At 55.5% G+C, this 17,031-nt stretch carries 13 protein-coding genes; 6 read left to right on the top strand and 7 right to left on the bottom strand.

What is annotated here, in order from left to right; translation table 11 throughout:
- The first annotated feature begins 221 nt into the window (after nt 1-221).
- A complete protein-coding gene (locus PLH32_15340) occupies nt 222-3,974 on the top strand; it encodes an ATP-binding protein (protein HQJ65984.1) in 3,753 nt (1,250 codons plus the stop codon).
- 374 nt (nt 3,975-4,348) lie between these two features.
- Here the strand turns inward: PLH32_15340 and PLH32_15335 are convergent, their stop codons facing one another.
- Nucleotides 4,349-4,558 (bottom strand): hypothetical protein, encoded by a 210-nt coding sequence (locus PLH32_15335; GenBank protein ID HQJ65983.1) that lies wholly within the window; start codon nt 4,556-4,558, stop codon nt 4,349-4,351.
- A gap of 217 nt (nt 4,559-4,775) precedes the next feature.
- Between PLH32_15335 and PLH32_15330 the strand changes: the two genes are divergently transcribed.
- From PLH32_15330 to PLH32_15310, 5 genes are all read left to right on the top strand, one after another.
- Nucleotides 4,776-5,672 carry a hypothetical protein gene (locus tag PLH32_15330; protein HQJ65982.1) on the top strand — a complete coding sequence of 299 codons (897 nt, stop codon included), beginning with the start codon at nt 4,776-4,778 and terminating at the stop codon, nt 5,670-5,672.
- Nucleotides 5,669-6,877 carry a radical SAM protein gene (locus PLH32_15325; protein ID HQJ65981.1) on the top strand — a complete coding sequence of 403 codons (1,209 nt, stop codon included), beginning with the start codon at nt 5,669-5,671 and terminating at the stop codon, nt 6,875-6,877. The genes PLH32_15330 and PLH32_15325 overlap by 4 nt, the downstream gene beginning before the upstream one ends.
- A 42-nt stretch (nt 6,878-6,919) precedes the next feature.
- Nucleotides 6,920-7,102 carry a hypothetical protein gene (locus PLH32_15320; GenBank protein HQJ65980.1) on the top strand — a complete coding sequence of 61 codons (183 nt, stop codon included), beginning with the start codon at nt 6,920-6,922 and terminating at the stop codon, nt 7,100-7,102.
- Nucleotides 7,103-7,314: 212 nt separating this feature from the next.
- A complete protein-coding gene (locus PLH32_15315) occupies nt 7,315-8,208 on the top strand; it encodes a UPF0489 family protein (GenBank protein HQJ65979.1) in 894 nt (297 codons plus the stop codon).
- 70 nt (nt 8,209-8,278) lie between these two features.
- Nucleotides 8,279-9,061 carry a class I SAM-dependent methyltransferase gene (locus PLH32_15310; protein ID HQJ65978.1) on the top strand — a complete coding sequence of 261 codons (783 nt, stop codon included), beginning with the start codon at nt 8,279-8,281 and terminating at the stop codon, nt 9,059-9,061.
- A gap of 365 nt (nt 9,062-9,426) precedes the next feature.
- On the opposite strand, the gene PLH32_15305 is transcribed toward PLH32_15310, so the two are convergent.
- The 6 genes from PLH32_15305 to PLH32_15280 all read right to left on the bottom strand — a co-directional run bounded on the left by PLH32_15305 (nt 9,427) and on the right by PLH32_15280 (nt 16,873).
- A complete protein-coding gene (locus PLH32_15305) occupies nt 9,427-10,170 on the bottom strand; it encodes an ATPase domain-containing protein (protein ID HQJ65977.1) in 744 nt (247 codons plus the stop codon).
- Between the two features lie 28 nt (nt 10,171-10,198).
- Complete coding sequence (locus PLH32_15300) at nt 10,199-11,065, bottom strand: HD domain-containing protein (GenBank protein HQJ65976.1); 867 nt, start codon at nt 11,063-11,065, stop codon at nt 10,199-10,201.
- Nucleotides 11,066-11,181: 116 nt separating this feature from the next.
- Complete coding sequence (locus tag PLH32_15295) at nt 11,182-13,020, bottom strand: ABC transporter ATP-binding protein (protein HQJ65975.1); 1,839 nt, start codon at nt 13,018-13,020, stop codon at nt 11,182-11,184.
- Nucleotides 13,021-13,139: 119 nt separating this feature from the next.
- Nucleotides 13,140-13,850, bottom strand: coding sequence for a YjbH domain-containing protein (locus PLH32_15290; protein HQJ65974.1), 711 nt, complete (start codon nt 13,848-13,850; stop codon nt 13,140-13,142).
- A gap of 103 nt (nt 13,851-13,953) precedes the next feature.
- Entirely contained in the window at nt 13,954-15,585 is a 1,632-nt protein-coding gene (locus tag PLH32_15285) for a hypothetical protein (GenBank protein HQJ65973.1), read from the bottom strand.
- Nucleotides 15,586-15,619: 34 nt separating this feature from the next.
- A complete protein-coding gene (locus PLH32_15280; GenBank protein HQJ65972.1) occupies nt 15,620-16,873 on the bottom strand; it encodes a YjbH domain-containing protein in 1,254 nt (417 codons plus the stop codon).
- Between the last annotated feature and the right edge of the window lie 158 nt (nt 16,874-17,031).

Raw genomic sequence — 17,031 nt, 5'->3', positions numbered from 1 at the left:
CGTCTTTGCAATCCATCTGGGCCGGAAAGCTCTTTCATATAGGACAGAGATCAGAGCGGGAAAGAGCATGATGAGGAGATGGGCAGCATTATTGAATCATTTAATGAAAAATCCCTTGCCTTTTGAGCGCGGGTTGGTTATTATTCATTTACAAGGGCGCAGGAGTGAGATGGTGGATGGCGTCCCCGGCGGAAATGAGCGTATCCTGAAAGGGGAACCGCATGGACAATGTCCGGAAAATCCTGGTCTTTCTTCTGGCCCTCCTCTGCACACCGGCCCTGCCTGCCGAAACCGGCACGCCCTTTATGAGCCTCTACTCCGCCGTCCAAACCGGAGGCCATACCCAGAATTATGCCTTCGCCCAGGACAATCGCGGCATCATCTATGTCGGTAATGGCTACGGCATCCAGGAGTTTGACGGCTCAACCTGGCGCATGATCAAAATCCCCAACGGTTCCTTCGTACGCTCATTTGCCAAAGACTCCAGCGGCCGCATTTATGTCGGTTCCGCCACCGAACTCGGCTATCTCGATGCAGACACCAGCGGCGCCACCCGCTATATTTCCCTGCTCGAGCAAATCCCACCCGAAGACCGGGGATTCAATTATATCTGGTCCATTCATGCAGCGCCCGAAGGGATCTATTTCCAGGCGAGGGAGCGGCTGTTCCTCTTCGAGCACGTCGCCCCGGCTGGCACCAATGAAACCAGCCGGCTTGTCAAAATCTGGCGTCCAGAGAATCCCAAAAATTATTTTATCCATTCGTTCTATCTGGATCAGACTCTGTACGTCCTGCAGCGCGGACACGGCATGAAAAAGCTGGTTGGCGATTCCCTGATTCTGATTCCCGGCAGCCAGCAGTTCGTCAACGACCGTTCCCATGTCATGCTACCCTTCCCTGGCCGTCCCGGCACGGCATGGCTGGGAACCCTGAACCGCGGACTATATCTCTATGACGGCCATTCCTTTCAACCCCTGCACACGGAAGCGGACGAACTATTACAGCAAGGTACGCTCTACGACGCCAGGGTGCTGCCAAATGGCTCGCTTGCCCTGGGCACTCTCTCCGCAGGATTCCTGATTATCGACAGCACGGGGAAGATCAAGTTGCACCTTACCAGGGAAACCGGGCTGCTGTCCAATACCGTTGCGGCTGTATTTGTCGATCGCCAGAAAAACATCTGGCTGGGCATGGCCGGCGGCGTCGGCATTCTCGAATACGAATCCGGGCTGACCCATTTTCCCTTTGCCTCCGGGGGCGTGCCTTTCGATTTGCGCAGATACCAGGGCACCCTCTATGCCTCAGCCACGGATGGGATTTATTATCTGGACAGGCATGATTCGCAGTTCAAATATGTCGAGGGCATGAGGAATTCGGGGGCATCCAATTCCCTGGCTGTTGACCGCCACCTCTATGCCGGCAATGTGACCGGCATCTACCTGATCCAGGGCACAAAAGGGACGCTCGCCTTGCCGTATAGCGCCACGACTCCCGCGTTCATCTGCCTGCATAAATCCCGTCTCGACAGCAGCCGTATCATCGCCGGTGCAATCAATGGCCTCGCCACCCTGAAGTACGATGCCCATGCCCCGGGCCGTTTGAGGCTGGAAAGCATTATTCAGGTGGTGCATGAATATATCCGCCAGATTGTTGAACCTGTCCCCGGAACCTTCTGGCTCAGTACCTATAATTCCGGGCTCATCCGCCTGCACTTTGCCGGCAGCGGCATCGACCATCCCGTTATTGAAAGGTTCGGCCCGGATCAGGGCCTGCCGATCGGCATTACCTCGGTTTTTCAGGTGGCAGGCCGTCTGGTCTTCGGTACAGGTAAAGGAATCTACCAGTTTGATGAACAGGAACAGAAATTCTATCCGGATCCCTTTTTCAAGGCAGTGGGACTCGGCATCAACCCGGGTGAATGCGTGATCACCGAAGACGCCGACAGCAATATATGGGCGAATGCCGGCAAAGAGACAGCGTTTTATCGCAAAAAGGCTGACGGCAGCTATCAGCTTGAAAAAAACAGCACATCACGATTTGCCGATGAGCTCCTCTACGCCATCTATCCTGAAAGCGGCGCAACAGTGTGGTTTGGCACGACCCACGGCGCGATCCGTTTCACCGCAGCCCGGGGCACGACCTCACATCGTCCCTTTCCGGCACTCATCCGCCGCGTAAAAATCGCCAACGACTCGATCCTCTACAATGGCGGCTTCGGGCCGCTGCAGAATGCTTCAGAACACTATACCCTCCCCTACCAATTCAACGCCATGACTTTCGAGTATACCGCGACCTCCTATATCAAGCCCATGGCGAATGAATATCAGACCATGCTGGAGGGATTTGACCCGCGCTGGTCGGCATGGAGCAAGGATAGCAAGCGCAATTATACGAATCTCCCCCACGGTCCGTATGTTTTCCGTGTCAGGGCCAGAAATATTTACGGAGAAGAGAGCACCGAAACCTCCTTCGCCTTTTCGATTTCAGCCCCCTGGTACCGGAGCTGGTGGATCTGGATCGGATATCTGCTGTTCGCCGGCGGCACGATCACCGGTATTGTGCTCCTGCGCACCCGGCGGCTGCACCGGCTCAGAAAATCCCTGGAGAAAACCGTCATGAAGCGTACGGCCAAAATCCAGGAGCAAATCAGGAACGTCGAACAGCTCAGCAGCATCGGCCAGGACATCATCGATAACCTTTCCATTGCATCCATCATCCAGACCGTCTATGAGAATGTCAACAAACTCATCGATGCCCCGATCTTCGGCATCGGCCTCTACCACGAAGAGAAAAACAGTCTCGAATTTCCCGCCACCATCGAAAACGGCGAGACCCTGCCGCCGTTTAATTATGACCTGGCCGACGAGAACCGGCTGGCCGTATGGTGCTTCAAGAACCAGCATGACGTTATCATCAACGACAGTGACCGGGATTATAAAAAATATATTCAAATCCTCAAGTCCCCCATGGGCGGCAAGATGCCCGAATCGATTCTCTATCTGCCGCTGATGCACAAGGAAAAAGTGATCGGCGTCATTACCGCGCAGAGCTTCAGCAAAAACGCCTACAGCGAATATGATCTCAATATCCTGCGCAACCTGGCCACCTACAGCGCCATTGCTCTGGAGAACGCTGAATCCTACCGCCGGCTCATTGCAACTCTGGATGACTTGAAGACCACACAGGAAAAGCTGGTGACCCAATCCAAGCTGGCGGCCCTGGGAGCCCTGACCGCCGGGATCGCGCATGAGATTAAAAATCCGCTCAACTTTGTCAACAATTTCTCCGAGCTCGCTGTGGAGATGGTCGATGAACTGCGCCAGCTGCTGACCAAGGCCAAAAAGTCCCCGAATCAGGAAACGGACGCCGAGATTGACGAGCTGCTCGCGACGCTGCAACAAAACGCCGAAAGGGTCAAGGAACATGGCAAGCGCGCGGACAACATCGTGCGCAGCATGCTCCAGCATTCACGCGGCAAGGCGGGCGAGCGCCAGCCTACCCTTATCAATGCCATGCTGGAGGAGGACATCAACCTCGCCTATCACGGCATGCGCGCACAGGATAGCACCTTTAATATCAAATTCGAGACAGAGTTGGATCCGACTGTCGGTGAGCTGAAAATAGTGCCGCAGGATATCAGCCGGGTTTTTCTCAACATTCTGCACAATGGCTGCTATGAAGCACATAAAAAGAAGCGGACAGCGGGCGGTGAATTTACACCTACATTGCGGGTGCGCACCGTGAATCTCGGCAGTACGGTCGAAATCCGCATCCGCGACAATGGCAATGGCATACCGCCAGAAGTCCGCGACAAGATATTCACGCCTTTTTTCACCACCAAGCCGGCGGGGCTGGGCACGGGGCTGGGTTTGTCAATCAGCCATGACATTGTCGTGCAGGGGCATAATGGCCAGATCTGGTTCGAATCCGTGCAGGGCGAGTTTACCGAGTTTGTGATTCGATTACCAAAATAGGCGGGTGGACCGGGAGTGAAAGCCGAAGAAGGCAGTCGGGAGCGAGGAATCATCAGCCCGCAAGTCTGTACAGACCATAGCAGCCGGTACAGGAATCTGGGAAATTGAACGATCAAAAAGCCTGTATGGTGATTAGATCTGGCGAAAGCGCAATGGTTTTGCAATCGTTTATTTTCCAGACGGCACCATACGTTATGCAGAATTGGAGCGTCCCCACCGCACGATGATGGATCACCCCTTTACCAGAGACGAAGTCTGCTTGCTGCACAGGAATACAAGAGATCATCCTTGGCACAAACAATGGCAATGCATTATCGAGAGAATAATTGAAGATTCAGAAAAAGTACTTGCTTGGTGTTAATTTATGCCTTATACTACATAATAAAGCCTTGCATCGCCGGAGAATACCCCGCACCAAGTCCTGCAACCAAGTATCTATTATCCATGAAAGGACGGAATGAAGTAATTGGCCGTCCAATCCCAGAGCTAATAAACGGTTTTATTTTTGTTAACTCATTTTCCTGGTAGAACTGTGCCAGCGCCAAGAGTTCACAGGTAGCTGTTCCCTGGGCAGAGACTTTCATTCCTTTCCATTTTATTAAGCAAGTTGTCTACTTTCGTGCAACGATCTTGGAATTCACTTTAGACGCTGTGGAACAGCAGGCCAGCGAACTGATTCAATTCAAGGATCGATGTCACTCGGCTGAACCTTACGGATTACTATTCTCGGATCCAGGCAAGCTTTCCCACAATGGGCGAAACTGGAATCCACAGAAATCAGTTGGCACAAGGTGCGGATGTATGAAATCAACTAGCCGGTATTATTGTACTGCTGGAATGACAATTCAGGTTGATTCAGACTATCCGCTTTCAGATGAAACATTCAGCCCGAATATCTCTTCTTTCGAAATTGCAGAGCCGAAAGAAGTCATGGTCCGGATTGAACATCACTTTGGCCTGCCGATTATTGAAGGACAAGATTTGGGCCGGAAGGTATTCGAGCGCGAGAACCTGACCATCTACCGGCATCCTGATAAATGGATTTTCTTCTGCACGCTGCTTGACAATCAATCGAACCCCTTGCAGCAGGTTGCATTCGTACATCCATCGTTTACTCATCTGGTTATCTTTAATGAACGGGATGATATCTTCAGAGACGGCCATGTTGCCGTATTATCATTTTCTCAAACGGATCAACTTTTTATCACTCGAGTGCTGGCAACCTGCCATGGCTGCATGTTTCATGCTTCTGGCGTCGATCTGGAAGGCGAAGGTCTTCTCTTTCCAGGCCATTCCACGGCCGGAAAATCCACGATGGTGAAGATGCTCGCCGGCCAGGCGAAAATCCTTTGTGATGACAGAATTATCGTGCGAAAAGATTCGGCCGGTTTCCGTATTCACGGCACCTGGCATCATGGAGAAGTATCCATCGTTTCGCCTGATTCCGCTCCCTTAAAAGCCATTCTCTTGCTGGACAAGGCCGCAACAAACCGCCTGTTGCCGATTCATGACAAAACCCAGTTGATCAGCAGGTTGAGTGCGTGCACGATCAAAGCCATCAGACCACTTGGCACTTCCGATTGGTGGCATCAGACCCTTGCAGTTATCAACGACTTGATAAAAGAAGTGCCATGCCGAAGCCTTGAATTTGACAAAAGCGGGGCGGTAGTGGATCTCCTGAGGGAATTTAAGGTATGACAGGCAGCTCCTACATACGAAGAATGCCCCTCCCTCCATCCATCTCGGGTACCAAAGGCCGCCTCATCACACGGCTGGATATGGAACTCACGGAACGCTGCAACAACGACTGTGTTCACTGCTATATCAATCGACCAGCGGATGATCCATCCATCAACCAGGAACTGGCTTTCGACAAAATTCAAACGATTCTGGAGGAAGCTCTCTGCCTGGGATGCCAGAACATCCGGTTCACCGGAGGGGAGCCTCTGCTCAGAGAAGATTTTGAGCAGATCTATGTGTATGCAAAAAAGCTCGGACTGAGGGTGGAAATTTTCACCAACGGAACCAGAATTACACCACAACTGGCCCGGATTCTTTCCCGATTCCCGGCCGGTCATCCTCTGCAAATTTCGCTGTACGGGAAAGATCAAAAAACTTACGAGTCCATATCCCGCACGCCGGATTCATACAAAGCCGTGCTTAAAGGGATTGATCTGCTGACCACCTACAAGATACCCTTTGTGATCAATCCTGTTCTGCTCCCGTTGAGCAAAGGTACATTCCTCGCATTTGAGGCCTGGGCCGAGAGTCGTAAAGACTTGAATATTCTCAAGCCACAGGTGACCACCCTTCATCTGAGATGCAGGGGAAGGGATGTACAACGCAATGAAGAGATTAAAACCTTCCGCATCGCTCCATCACTTCAACTGGAGCTGGAGTCGAGAGATCAGAGAGCTCAGATCGATGGCCTCAAGGCTTTCTGTTCCCGGTTCTGCCAGGTCCATGGCACTGCTTTATTCCGATGTAATGCCGGGATCAACAAAGGCTGCGCGGATGCCTATGGAAAATTACAGATGTGTTTGCTGTTGCGCCACCCTGACACTGTATATGATCTGGGAAAGGGATCATTGCATGATGCTTTTCGCCAATTTTTCCCAAAGGTGAGGCAGCTTGAGGCTCAGGATAAGCTGTATCATGAACGCTGCGCGCATTGTTTTCTCGTCGATCTATGCGAGCAATGCCCGGCGGTTTCCTGGATGGAAGAGCGGAAACTGGATGGGTGGCTGGAACATTTTTGCCGTCTAACACATGCCCAGGCCAGACTCATCGGCCTTTTGGCCGAAGGTGAAAAATCCTGGATGGTTGCTGACTGGCAACACCGGGTAAAAGACCTGCAGCGGCCATCGCTGACTACCAGACAGCCTGCATCCGCACAAGTCTGAAAGTGGAAAATCCAAAGTCCCTAAATAAAGGAGAAAATGATCATGAAAAAACAATGGCAGAAACCCGAACTGGTCATCCTGTACCACGCCCGCCCGGATGAAAACCTGCTGCAAAAAATTTACTGTAAAAATCCCAATCCAAGGAACATGCCGGACCAGGCGGCCGGCGCGATCTGTGTAAACAGAAATAACACAGTTCAATGTGACACCTACGCCGCATCTTAAGTCCGAAGCAAAGCTGGAAAAACCGGAGCATCTTCCGGCGCAGTAAACGCCGGGGCGTTAGCCGGTATTGTACGATGTAGACCAGGGGCTGTTCATTGCATCCGGCTGCCGAATTCCCGACGGCTGATGAGATGGGACTGCATCCTCTCACCGGTGCATGCGCCGGTGAGAGGATATTTGATTACCCTTGACTGCTTTATTAAAGGTAGTGGATGTCCGGGAAAAAGGATCTCCCAATTTTTTGCTTCAACGAGCATCATGAAGCCTTTTATTTCTGGCATAAAGCCAGACTTGAAGGGTATCTTGCCGGTGCAACGGATCTGGTTCACATCGATGCTCACGATGACATGGCCCCGCCTCTCCAGTTTTCCGAGTCCATTTATCCAAAAGAACAGAGTGATTCTGCAATACTGGAATTCTATCGCCGGTTTACCTTCAGTCAACTGACGATATCCACTTTTATTCTCCCTGCTATCCTTAGCGGCGTTATCAGAAATGTCTATTTCGTTTATCCGGGATGGCGCAAGTTTAAACCCGCTCGTAAATTTACCACAATCGGTTCGGCTTTCGGCGAAGGTACGGTAATCAAACATGGAGTAAAGATAAGCCGCGCTGCGCATCCCCTCCTCCATAAAGCTATCCCTGATCTGACCCCCTATTATTATAGGTCTGGCGAAGCCCGGCACTTGCCCCGGAACCGACAGGTCATACTGGATATTGACCTGGACTATTTTTGCTGCCGGGACTCCATCACGAATCATTTTAGCTATGAGTTGGAGGTCACCCGATTTCAATTCGACAACAAAGCCCTTTTTCTAGCAGAAAAGACACTTCCCTTCAGTGGACTGAATTTTGAATTCTTTGAGCGAGAAGAGCGCTATTTCGCACGAATCGCGCACAAAAAAACACGTGATATTTCCCATCTGCCAGCAATGGCCGATATTGAGTGTGAACTGCAAAGGTTGATAACCATTCTAATCGCCAAGAAAATCAAGCCGGTCATCGTGACCATAAGCCGTTCCTGTGATAGCGGCTATTGCCCGCGCAGTATGGCTGAACAGATTGAACCCCTGCTCATGGCCCAGTTGAAACGATTTCACTCCTGAAATCTGCACGAGATTGCCTCTTGCTTGCATCAATTCCATTCTGCTGCAGATCAACAGATGGACGGACTCTATGAAACTGAGAATCAAGGCCGCAAATTTTCTTATCAAGTTTGGAAAATTTATCCAATCATGCGCAGTGATCGTTATGCGTCCGGATGACCTCGTTGAATTCAGCAGGCGGTTTTACTCAAATCCGGATGAAATTAACTATTGGTGTGATGAGCAGAGAAACGACTCCGGTTTGAGAGATCTGGAAGAATCGCTGCTGACTAGTACCGGATTGAGAAAAGGGCACGTGCTCCTGCTCGGCTTGGGAGGAGGACGGGAAGCAATCTCTTTGGCGAAAAGAGGTTTTGAGATCACAGGCATTGATTATGTTCCCCAAATGGTCGAATCGGCAATAGCCTATGCCCGAAGGCGTGGTGTGCAGATTTCCGGTATGGTCCAGGATATCACCGATCTGAATGTGCCGGCAAGCAGATTCGATTTAGCCTGGCTCTCCTCAGCGATGTATTCCTCCATACCAACACGAAAAAAGCGAATCGAGCTGCTACAGCGAGTGGGCAGTGCACTGAGGGCCGGGGGCTATTTTGTTTTTGAGTTTTCATGGCATCCCCAGGCAACCGGTTCCGCAAGTACAGACAGAATCAAAAAGATGCTGGCATGGCTTTGCGCTGGCAATGTGCAGTATGAAAAAGGCGACATGCTTAAATTTAACCGGGAATTTTCCCATTCTTTCACCAACATGGAAGAATTGCGGAAAGAAGTCGCCCAGGCTGAACTTGAACTCATTGAAATTCAAGCAAACGATACCTATGAGGTTGCTGGCGCGGTAGTACAAAAGCGGGTATAAAGAATCGGGAATGGGATATCAGAATTACAGAGAGAGGTAAACCGGGGCGATCGGGGAAAGGCAAGGACACTGCAGGCCGCCCAAAGTGAGCGGATTATGGGGGGATGGAAGAAGATGCCAGAAGGGGTCAGATGGATGGGCGCGAAAGAGGCCACCGCGTCCAAGCCGTCAGGCTGGACGGGCACGCACCAGCTGCCGCGACAGGACGGAATGAATAGGGATGGACCAGCAATTACGGGTCCATGGGTGCCGGGCAGCCAAGGGGAATGAGTGATTTCAGGATTAAAGTGCCGGCCCCGGCGGTATAGCTTCCTGCTTGCTGGCTGAATGGCAGGGCCGCGGTATTACCGCAGAGTGCTTGTTGGCTAAGCGGCCGGCCCCGGCACCCCTTCCGGCGGCGCCGGACTGGTTTCACGCTCCTGAGCCGCTGCGTCCTCCCCCCTACCCTTGTCAGCATCCGTGGGCCCGATCCCCAGAGGCAACAGGCGATCCCGGATATCCAACCTGAGCAGGCGCTTCTCGTTAGGAGTGCTTCTGCTGTGTACCAGATGGTTGTGAATCGAGGGGTAGATCACGATCCCCAGCCTGGGATCAAACGACTTGGTCGCGCTCTGTTCCGCCGATTTGAGCTTGAGGAGATGCTGGCCGAGAATCCTGCGGTTGTAGCGCGTCTTGGTCACTTCGATGGTCTGGTAATAATAATCATTGCGGTGCGCTTCATCGAGCTTGATGACGATATCCGCCAGATAGCGCGCCACATTGAACGGGATCTCTTCCTCCTTGATCGCCCAATGCCGCAATCGTTCGAGCGTGACCAGCAAAGGAATGTTAGCGGAGCGGAAGAGCGTGAACAGCCGGTGGATCTGGTTGCGGGTCAGAGGCGTCGGGGCGAAGGCGGAGAGGCTGTCGATAAAAAAGAAGGGCACGATCCCCTTATTCGTCAGCCAGTTGATCGATTTTTCCAGTTCAGAATAACGGCGCTGAAAGAGCGATTCCGGCGGCAGATTGCGATAGCCTTCCGCTCTTGGGGTCAGTTTGGGCAGGAGCAGCTTGTTGGCGATGGATTTCAAAGCGAAATAGGCGTGTGCGGAGTCTTCCAGGTCGAGCACATTTTGCGCAATGGTAAGCGCGTTATTTTCATTGAAGTAATGATGACTCTTGAGATGCTCGATGATCCACTCCGGCTCCTGCTCGAGGGAATAAAAGAGGCAGCACCAGATCGATTTTGCCGACCGCCTGGCCGAGAAACGACAGCTGCTTGTTATTCCACCGCTTCGGATCAAGGGAGAGCGTGCACAATTTGATGCACTGCCCGGCATGGTCAAAAAGCACCGCGTGAATGTGCCTGCGCCAGGAGAGCTCAGGGTCCTCCCCGGGCAGGCTGTCCCGCAGCCAATCCGGCACAGCGCGTTCGACCTGATTGTCAACTTCATCGGCCATGCGCAGCAGCGCAGCGAGCCAGCGTAGACGCACCGGACCGTCCAGGGCCACCGGGTCGGAATCCAGCTCGCTGAACCCGGGGACGCCGCCGCCGCTGCAGCATAAAGCACAAAGATCCCCGGCCAGGGCCGGGCAATCCGGAGGAGGGACCGGGGAGGGCCAGCCATGCGCACAGGTAAGAACGGCGATCCAGTGCGCGCATTCGAGATCGGGAATCCTGAGATAATACCAGTCTTTTAATATCTTGGTGCAGGACTGGATGTAGTGCGCTTCCTTTTCCGGATCCTTGACCGTGAGCTTGCCGATATCATGCAGCAGTGCCGCCGCCAGGAGGACAAAAATTTCTGTGCTGCTGAAAGAGGATTTGAGTCCATCATCGGCGAGATGGTCGAGATTGCGTTCGACATTGGTGAGATGAGGAACGCCATTATAGGATCCCCAAACCTGCCCGGTCTGACCCAGCCAGGATTTATGGGCCTCTTCCGACATGTTCTGCAAAACGGAAAAATAACCGGTTTCACCCTCTTTTTCCCGATCATTCAATATTTTTCGGAATGTTGCCATGCGGATTTCCTCCTGATGGCTCTTCGGTTAAATACCGGAAGCGAATGGACAGAAGCAGGTTAACGCGCGGCGCGGCCTGCCGCGGCAATGGCCGGTGGGAGCAAGAGGGGATGGCGTCAGGGCCGCCCCGGCACCGGCTGGTTGAACAACTCCGCATAGGGACCGCCGGCGGACCAGAGCTGCGCGTGGTTCCCGACCTCCGCAATACGCCCCTGGTGCATCATGATGATCCGGTCCGCACTCTGCAGGGTTGAGATGCGGTGGCTGATCAGAATCGCCACCCGGCCGCGCACCCGCTCCATCCAGGCACTGAGCATCTCGTACTCGTTGCGGGCGTCGAGGGCGCTGGTGGGCTCGTCAAAGATCATGATCGGAGCGTCGCGCAGAAAGGCCCGCGCCACCGCAATCCGCTGCCACTCCCCCTTGCTCAGCTCCTCCCCCTCATCGAACCATTTACCCAACATGGTCTCATAGCCCTGCGGCAGCCCGGCGATCACTCTGCTGGCGCCCGAGAGGTCGGCTGCCGTCTCGATCCGCCCGTCCCGTAGCGGCAAACGGATGTCCCCCAGCCAGATATTCTCACGAGCGCTGAGGTTGTATTCCTCAAAATCCTGAAACATCACCGCCAGGCGGCGCCACCACTCAACCTGCTCGAACTCGCGGATGTCGATACCGTCGATCAGAATCCGCCCCTCGGTGGGGTCGTAGAGCCGGCAGATGAGCTTCATCAAGGTGCTCTTCCCTGAGCCGTTGGCCCCGGCCAGGGCGATGCGTTCGCCCGGGGCGGCCGTGAACGAGACCGACTGCAGCGCCCAGCGCCCGCTGGCCGGGTAGCGAAAGGAGACGCCATCGATCGTCAACCCGTGCCGGATGACCGCCGGCATCGGACGCACCGGCACACTCCGCGCCACACCCGGAGTCAGAGCGAAAAAGGCAAAGAGCTGGGAGACAAACCGGGTGTCCTCGTAAATATCCCCGATCCCGGTGAAAAGCGTCCGCAAGGCATTCAAAGCCTGCTGGAAGGCTTGAAAGTACATCACCAGGCTGCCGAGGGTGATGGCCCCCGCCAGGGTTCGGCCGATCAGCACAATGTAAAATCCGTATGCCACGGCTGTCGCCAGCAGCTGGGCGATCAGCGTGCCGCGGGTCTGCCGGCCGTTGATACGGAACTGCTCAACGCGCAGCCGCCGCTGGATGGCGCGGTAACGGCGGCGGAACAGACGCCCCACCGCGAGAACACGCACCTCCTTGGCCCACGTCTTGTCGGTGAGCAGCCAGTGATAATGGTAGCTTTTGCGTTCCAGATTGCTGCTCTTGCGGCGCCACTCGAAGAGCACATCTGCAAAATGGAGGCGGAACAGCAGGGCGGGCAGGAGGGTCAGCAGCAACAGCAGCGGAATCGACCAATGAAAGAGGAAGAGCAGGCCGACCAGTCCGGCCAGGGTCAGACTCTGCTGGATGATGTTCTGGAGGCGGCCAACCAGCTGCGACGGCCGGTAGATCGCCTGATGCTGCGCCTGATGCAGGGTATCGAAAAACTCGGGATTTTCGTAGTAGGCGAAATCGATCTCCACCGATTTTGCATGCAGCCGCTCCATGATGCTCTCCTGCACCAGGGCGGACTGGTGTTGCTGCAGCCAGTCGTGCAAGCTGCTGGCCATCACCTGGAGAAAGACCAGTCCCGCCACCAGCGTGGCAAGAAAAAGCAGCGAGGGCGGCGTCGATGCGGCTGTGCCCGGTTTCAGGGCCGCGGCGACTCCGTCGAGGATCAGCTTACTGGTGTAGAGTATGCCCAGCGGCAGTACGCTCTGTAGCACCAGCAGCAGGGTGCTGATCATAAAGAGGGAGGGCGAGGCCTGCCAGACCAGCCGGATCGATCTCAGGATGTTGGGGAGTAATTCCTCGCGCAGCTGACGGGGCGTGAGCTTGCGAAGGGAGCGCAATCGTGGAGTCATCGGGATCGGCCTTCAAGAGATGTGCTTTTATCGGGCAACAACCGGTACGGGGAGAAAATTCCGCCGGGTGCGCGCGAGCGGGGGCGGGCGGGAACAGGAGGGAGAGGAGTACGGGGGGATTACTGAAGCTGAACCGAGAGCGCCAGGGTCGCCGTCACCACCCGCAGCTGCCACCAGGCCCACTGCAGCTGCAGGAACCGCGCCGGGTGCAACCGCACGCCGGCGTTGAGCGACTTCGCATCATACTCGGCCAGCAGCGTCACCATCCGCTGCGGCGACCAGGTCACCCCGCCGAAAAGCCCGGTGAGCATTTTGGTGCGCGCCACCAGCCAGTCCGGCCCGTAGCCGAGATGGAGATGCAGCGGCACGCCGCGCAGGGTCGTATGCCTGGAAGCCACCAGATAAAGCGCGCCGAAATGCTGCGCCGTCGCGGTCTCCCAATGCAAGGCCTTCAGGGCAAAAAAATCCTGTGCGCCCAGCGTCAGCGACGGCCAGCGCCCGTGCTCGCGCAGAATCTGCAGCTTGAGATAGACCGAACGGTCACCAAAGCCCCAGGTGTAATGATCCGGCCGAACGAACATCCCCCCCGCCTCGAGAAAGGGCAGAAAGCCGATCCGCCCCCACATCACCGTTCGCCGGTTGGGAAACCAGTTCGCATAGAGGATCGGGATGCGGCTGATCCCTGCGGTGATCTCGCCATCCGGGGCAAGATCCGCCACCGGGACCAGCATCAATCCGCTGTAACCAAAGACCGAGGCATTCTGGGCAAAAAGAACGCCCGGACAGAGTCCGGGCGCTATGAGCAGGAGGAAACCAACCCATAAAATCACACGCCATCGGCCACCGCCCGGACGCCGGGCGGCGCCAACCATGCTGCAGCCTTGATCGCCTGCCCTCGCCCTGTCGCCGGCGGGGGCAGGCGAAAAGACCGGCCTAATTGCCACTCACCGTGCCCTGATTGTGCACGATGACGCCCTGATTGTGGCTGAACGGAATCTTGCGGAAAATGCGGATGCTCTTGGTATAATCCACATCGTTCACCCGGCAGGTGAGCTGCACCACTGTGCCGGCGCCATACGTGCCGCCCGAAAAGACCACCCAGGCGCCGCCGTTGAGCCCGGTGACTGCCGAGGCGGCACTCAGGCTGCCAGGACCGGAGGTGATGGCATAGTTGACCGGAATGGAGCTGATGGGAATGCCGTCTTTATCCACCAGCACGCCCCAGACCTTGGTGCTGATCTGGTCGCGGAAATAACCCCAGATGTTCGGATTTCCGGCCTCACGGCCAAGGAAATCATTATCGGCGGTGACGGCGAAGCGCACGGGCGGGACTTTGCCAGGCACAGTGAAACCGGGCGCCGCGCCGCCATCGAGGATATCGATGCCGGGATCATAAGTATAGTTGCGGTCGACGTCCAGGATGACATCATATTCGCCGGGCCACATTCTGATGGGGGCGTCGTCACTGGCCAGGCTGCCACCGTGCATGCGGATCAGGGGCAGATAGCCGGCATATCCGTTCCAGATGCACTGCACCGGCATCTCAAAGGTGCCGACGGTGCGCATGCTGAAGAGGGCGTCCCCCTTGTTCCAGACCGGTTTGTGCGGCGTGATGAAAAGATTGACGAACTCGCTCGGCACATAACCGGGCCGGGTGAGCGCGTTCACCTTGGCATAGACGATTTCGAGCGAATCGAACTGGTTCTTGTAAAAACCGGTCGCATCGCAGGCGATGTCCTGGATGATATCGCTTGCACCCGAATGGTTCTGAACCAGGAGGCCGGGGAAAGCGGCATCGCTGACGACGTCGCCCGCATTGTAGACGCCAAAGGGCGCAGTATCGGCGACGATATCATACGCTCCGACCGCCGCGGCGTTGCAAATTTTGACCGGCCCGAGCAGACCGTTCTTCTCGGTCTTGGTCGTCTCGATGCCATTGTCGCTCAGGTCGGTGAGCACATCGCCCGTGGTATAGATGCTCTTGTCGGCCACCATCAGCAGCTGTACGGTGGCTTTGACGCCGATCTTGCTGCCGGCGACATAGACCGGGTTGCCGACAAATAATGCACCGCCCGCAAAATTGCCGGCCGCATCCGTCACCCGCAACTGCGGATCGGAGGGCAACGTTTCCTGGCTGTGGAAGAGAATGGTGAAGATTTTCCAGGGCCGGTCCACGCCCGGCTGCTCGAGGTGAACGAAAAAGTTATGTTCGCCGCCGAGTTCGCCCGGTTTGCGGTAGTTGTTGAAAAACCAGATCGGCAGATCGCGGATGGCGCCGGTGCCGTCGGTTATGACCAGCATACGCTTGATCATATGGCCGTCGCTTTTGCGAATGATCTGCACGTCGGTCTGTTCATTGGGATAGAGATCCTCGAAAGTGAGCAGGACGTTTTCATAGGAATAAAAGGTCGTCTTGCTCACGCCGGTCGCCGTGCTGAACAAAGTCGCGTTGCTCGCCGTCTGGAATTGTGCGACGGTTCCGGGATCGGAGACCTGTTCGCAGCCGATGGCCAGCACCATGAGCAACAGTGCCAGTACCCACCCGATTTTTGGCCATTGTTTCATGGTTTGTTTCCTCCCTGTTAGGTTGATATCGGTATCATTCATTGGCCGTGTCATCCCCCTCGCGCCACCCCTTGATATTGGCCAGGACATGCGCCGGAGTGAGCGGTTTGACGAACTCGCTGATAGCAAAACCCGGATCCACGCTGAGCCCGGTTTGCAGCACCCCCTCGTAGCGCGTCGCTTCGCTGGTGGCCTGGTAGCTCATGCCGTACTGGCTGGGCCAGGTCAGGCGCACCCGGGCGGGACGCATCCGCTGCTGCGTCGGCAGGGGAAAACGGAAGCGCACGCCGCCGAAGCGGTCGAGATTGGTGACTGCATAATACAGTTCGATATCGGTTTCAGAGAACGTCCGGCGCAGGGTGAAGCAGGGTCCCTTGTCGCCGATCAGATATTTGCTGTAATCGATCCCCACCATCATATCCAGGCTGGGGAGAAAATACTGCGCATAGACTTTATAGGTCAGGCTGTCCATGTTCGAGTAATACCACGTGCCCTCGCTATGGTAGAAAAAGCCGGTATAGTCCAATTTGATGCCGGTCAGGACCCTGCGGCCCAGCCAGAATTTTGCGGTCTCACCCGAGAAGCCCCAGCGCTCCGGCATAAAGATCCCGCCCTGAAGGGCCAGATAACTGTCGCGCGGCAGGCGTAAGAGCTGACTGACGCTGAGCCGGCCGAGCCGGGCGCCGGTATCATAGACGCCGATCTCGTCAAAGACCGGGATAAAGGCCTCCGCCTGGACCAGGGTGCCGTGCCATAGCTGGCTGCGCAGTCCGGGCTGGACCTGGCCGTAGAGCTTGACGCGGTCGTCATACTGCCCAAGCTGGATCTGGTGGCCGAAGGTCACATTGAGATCCAGCTTGAAAAAGGAGCGGTTCTGCCAGGCCTGCACCGCCGCTTCCGGCTGTTGCGTCGCTTCGCCGATGACCAGCGTCCGGCTGAAAGCCGGGGCATCCATCGAGCCGTCCATGAAGGCGCGGTAGGCGGCGCGCAGCACCATAATCTGACCGCGTGCGACGCCGCGGCTGCAGGGGATGATGTACAGGCGCTGCCAGGTTGAATCGGCCTGGCCGGCCAGCTTTAGCATCTCGCCGACGGCCTTGAGATCGTGGCGGTAAACACGGTTCTCAAAGGCGATGGCCAGACCGCTGTCGGCCGTGGCGGCGATGCGCAGATTCTCGAAACCGTGACGCGCGAGGCGGGCATAGAGATCACCGAACTCGCCGCTCTGCGCCGGTGCGGCTCCGGCCATGATGACAAAGAACAAGCCAAGGATGCGTCGGATCGTCATGAAGGTCCTGACAAGGTTGCGGACACGATGCAGTGCGGCGTTAAAAGGGGGGTTGGACGGTCAGGATGGCGGGCAAAGGATGCGGTACAACAGCAGCATAACCGTAAAGAGGTACTTCCCCACACTTCCCCTATTAACTGAAATTAGAAAAAAAACCA

The sequence above is a fragment of the bacterium genome, from assembly GCA_035419245.1.
Lineage (GTDB): Bacteria > Zhuqueibacterota > Zhuqueibacteria > Residuimicrobiales > Residuimicrobiaceae > JAKPUX01.
The sequence above is the reverse complement of the archived record's forward strand: the minus strand, read 5'-3'. Positions and strand labels throughout refer to the sequence as shown.

Coding starts and splice junctions, on each gene's coding strand:
- PLH32_15340 (HQJ65984.1), top strand. CDS start 222: ATGGACAATGTCCGGAAAATCCTGGTCTTTCTTCTGGCCCTCCTCTGC.
- PLH32_15335 (HQJ65983.1), bottom strand. CDS start 4,558: ATGAAAGTCTCTGCCCAGGGAACAGCTACCTGTGAACTCTTGGCGCTG.
- PLH32_15330 (HQJ65982.1), top strand. CDS start 4,776: ATGAAATCAACTAGCCGGTATTATTGTACTGCTGGAATGACAATTCAG.
- PLH32_15325 (HQJ65981.1), top strand. CDS start 5,669: ATGACAGGCAGCTCCTACATACGAAGAATGCCCCTCCCTCCATCCATC.
- PLH32_15320 (HQJ65980.1), top strand. CDS start 6,920: ATGAAAAAACAATGGCAGAAACCCGAACTGGTCATCCTGTACCACGCC.
- PLH32_15315 (HQJ65979.1), top strand. CDS start 7,315: ATGTCCGGGAAAAAGGATCTCCCAATTTTTTGCTTCAACGAGCATCAT.
- PLH32_15310 (HQJ65978.1), top strand. CDS start 8,279: ATGAAACTGAGAATCAAGGCCGCAAATTTTCTTATCAAGTTTGGAAAA.
- PLH32_15300 (HQJ65976.1), bottom strand. CDS start 11,065: ATGGCAACATTCCGAAAAATATTGAATGATCGGGAAAAAGAGGGTGAA.
- PLH32_15295 (HQJ65975.1), bottom strand. CDS start 13,020: ATGACTCCACGATTGCGCTCCCTTCGCAAGCTCACGCCCCGTCAGCTG.
- PLH32_15285 (HQJ65973.1), bottom strand. CDS start 15,585: ATGAAACAATGGCCAAAAATCGGGTGGGTACTGGCACTGTTGCTCATG.
- PLH32_15280 (HQJ65972.1), bottom strand. CDS start 16,873: ATGACGATCCGACGCATCCTTGGCTTGTTCTTTGTCATCATGGCCGGA.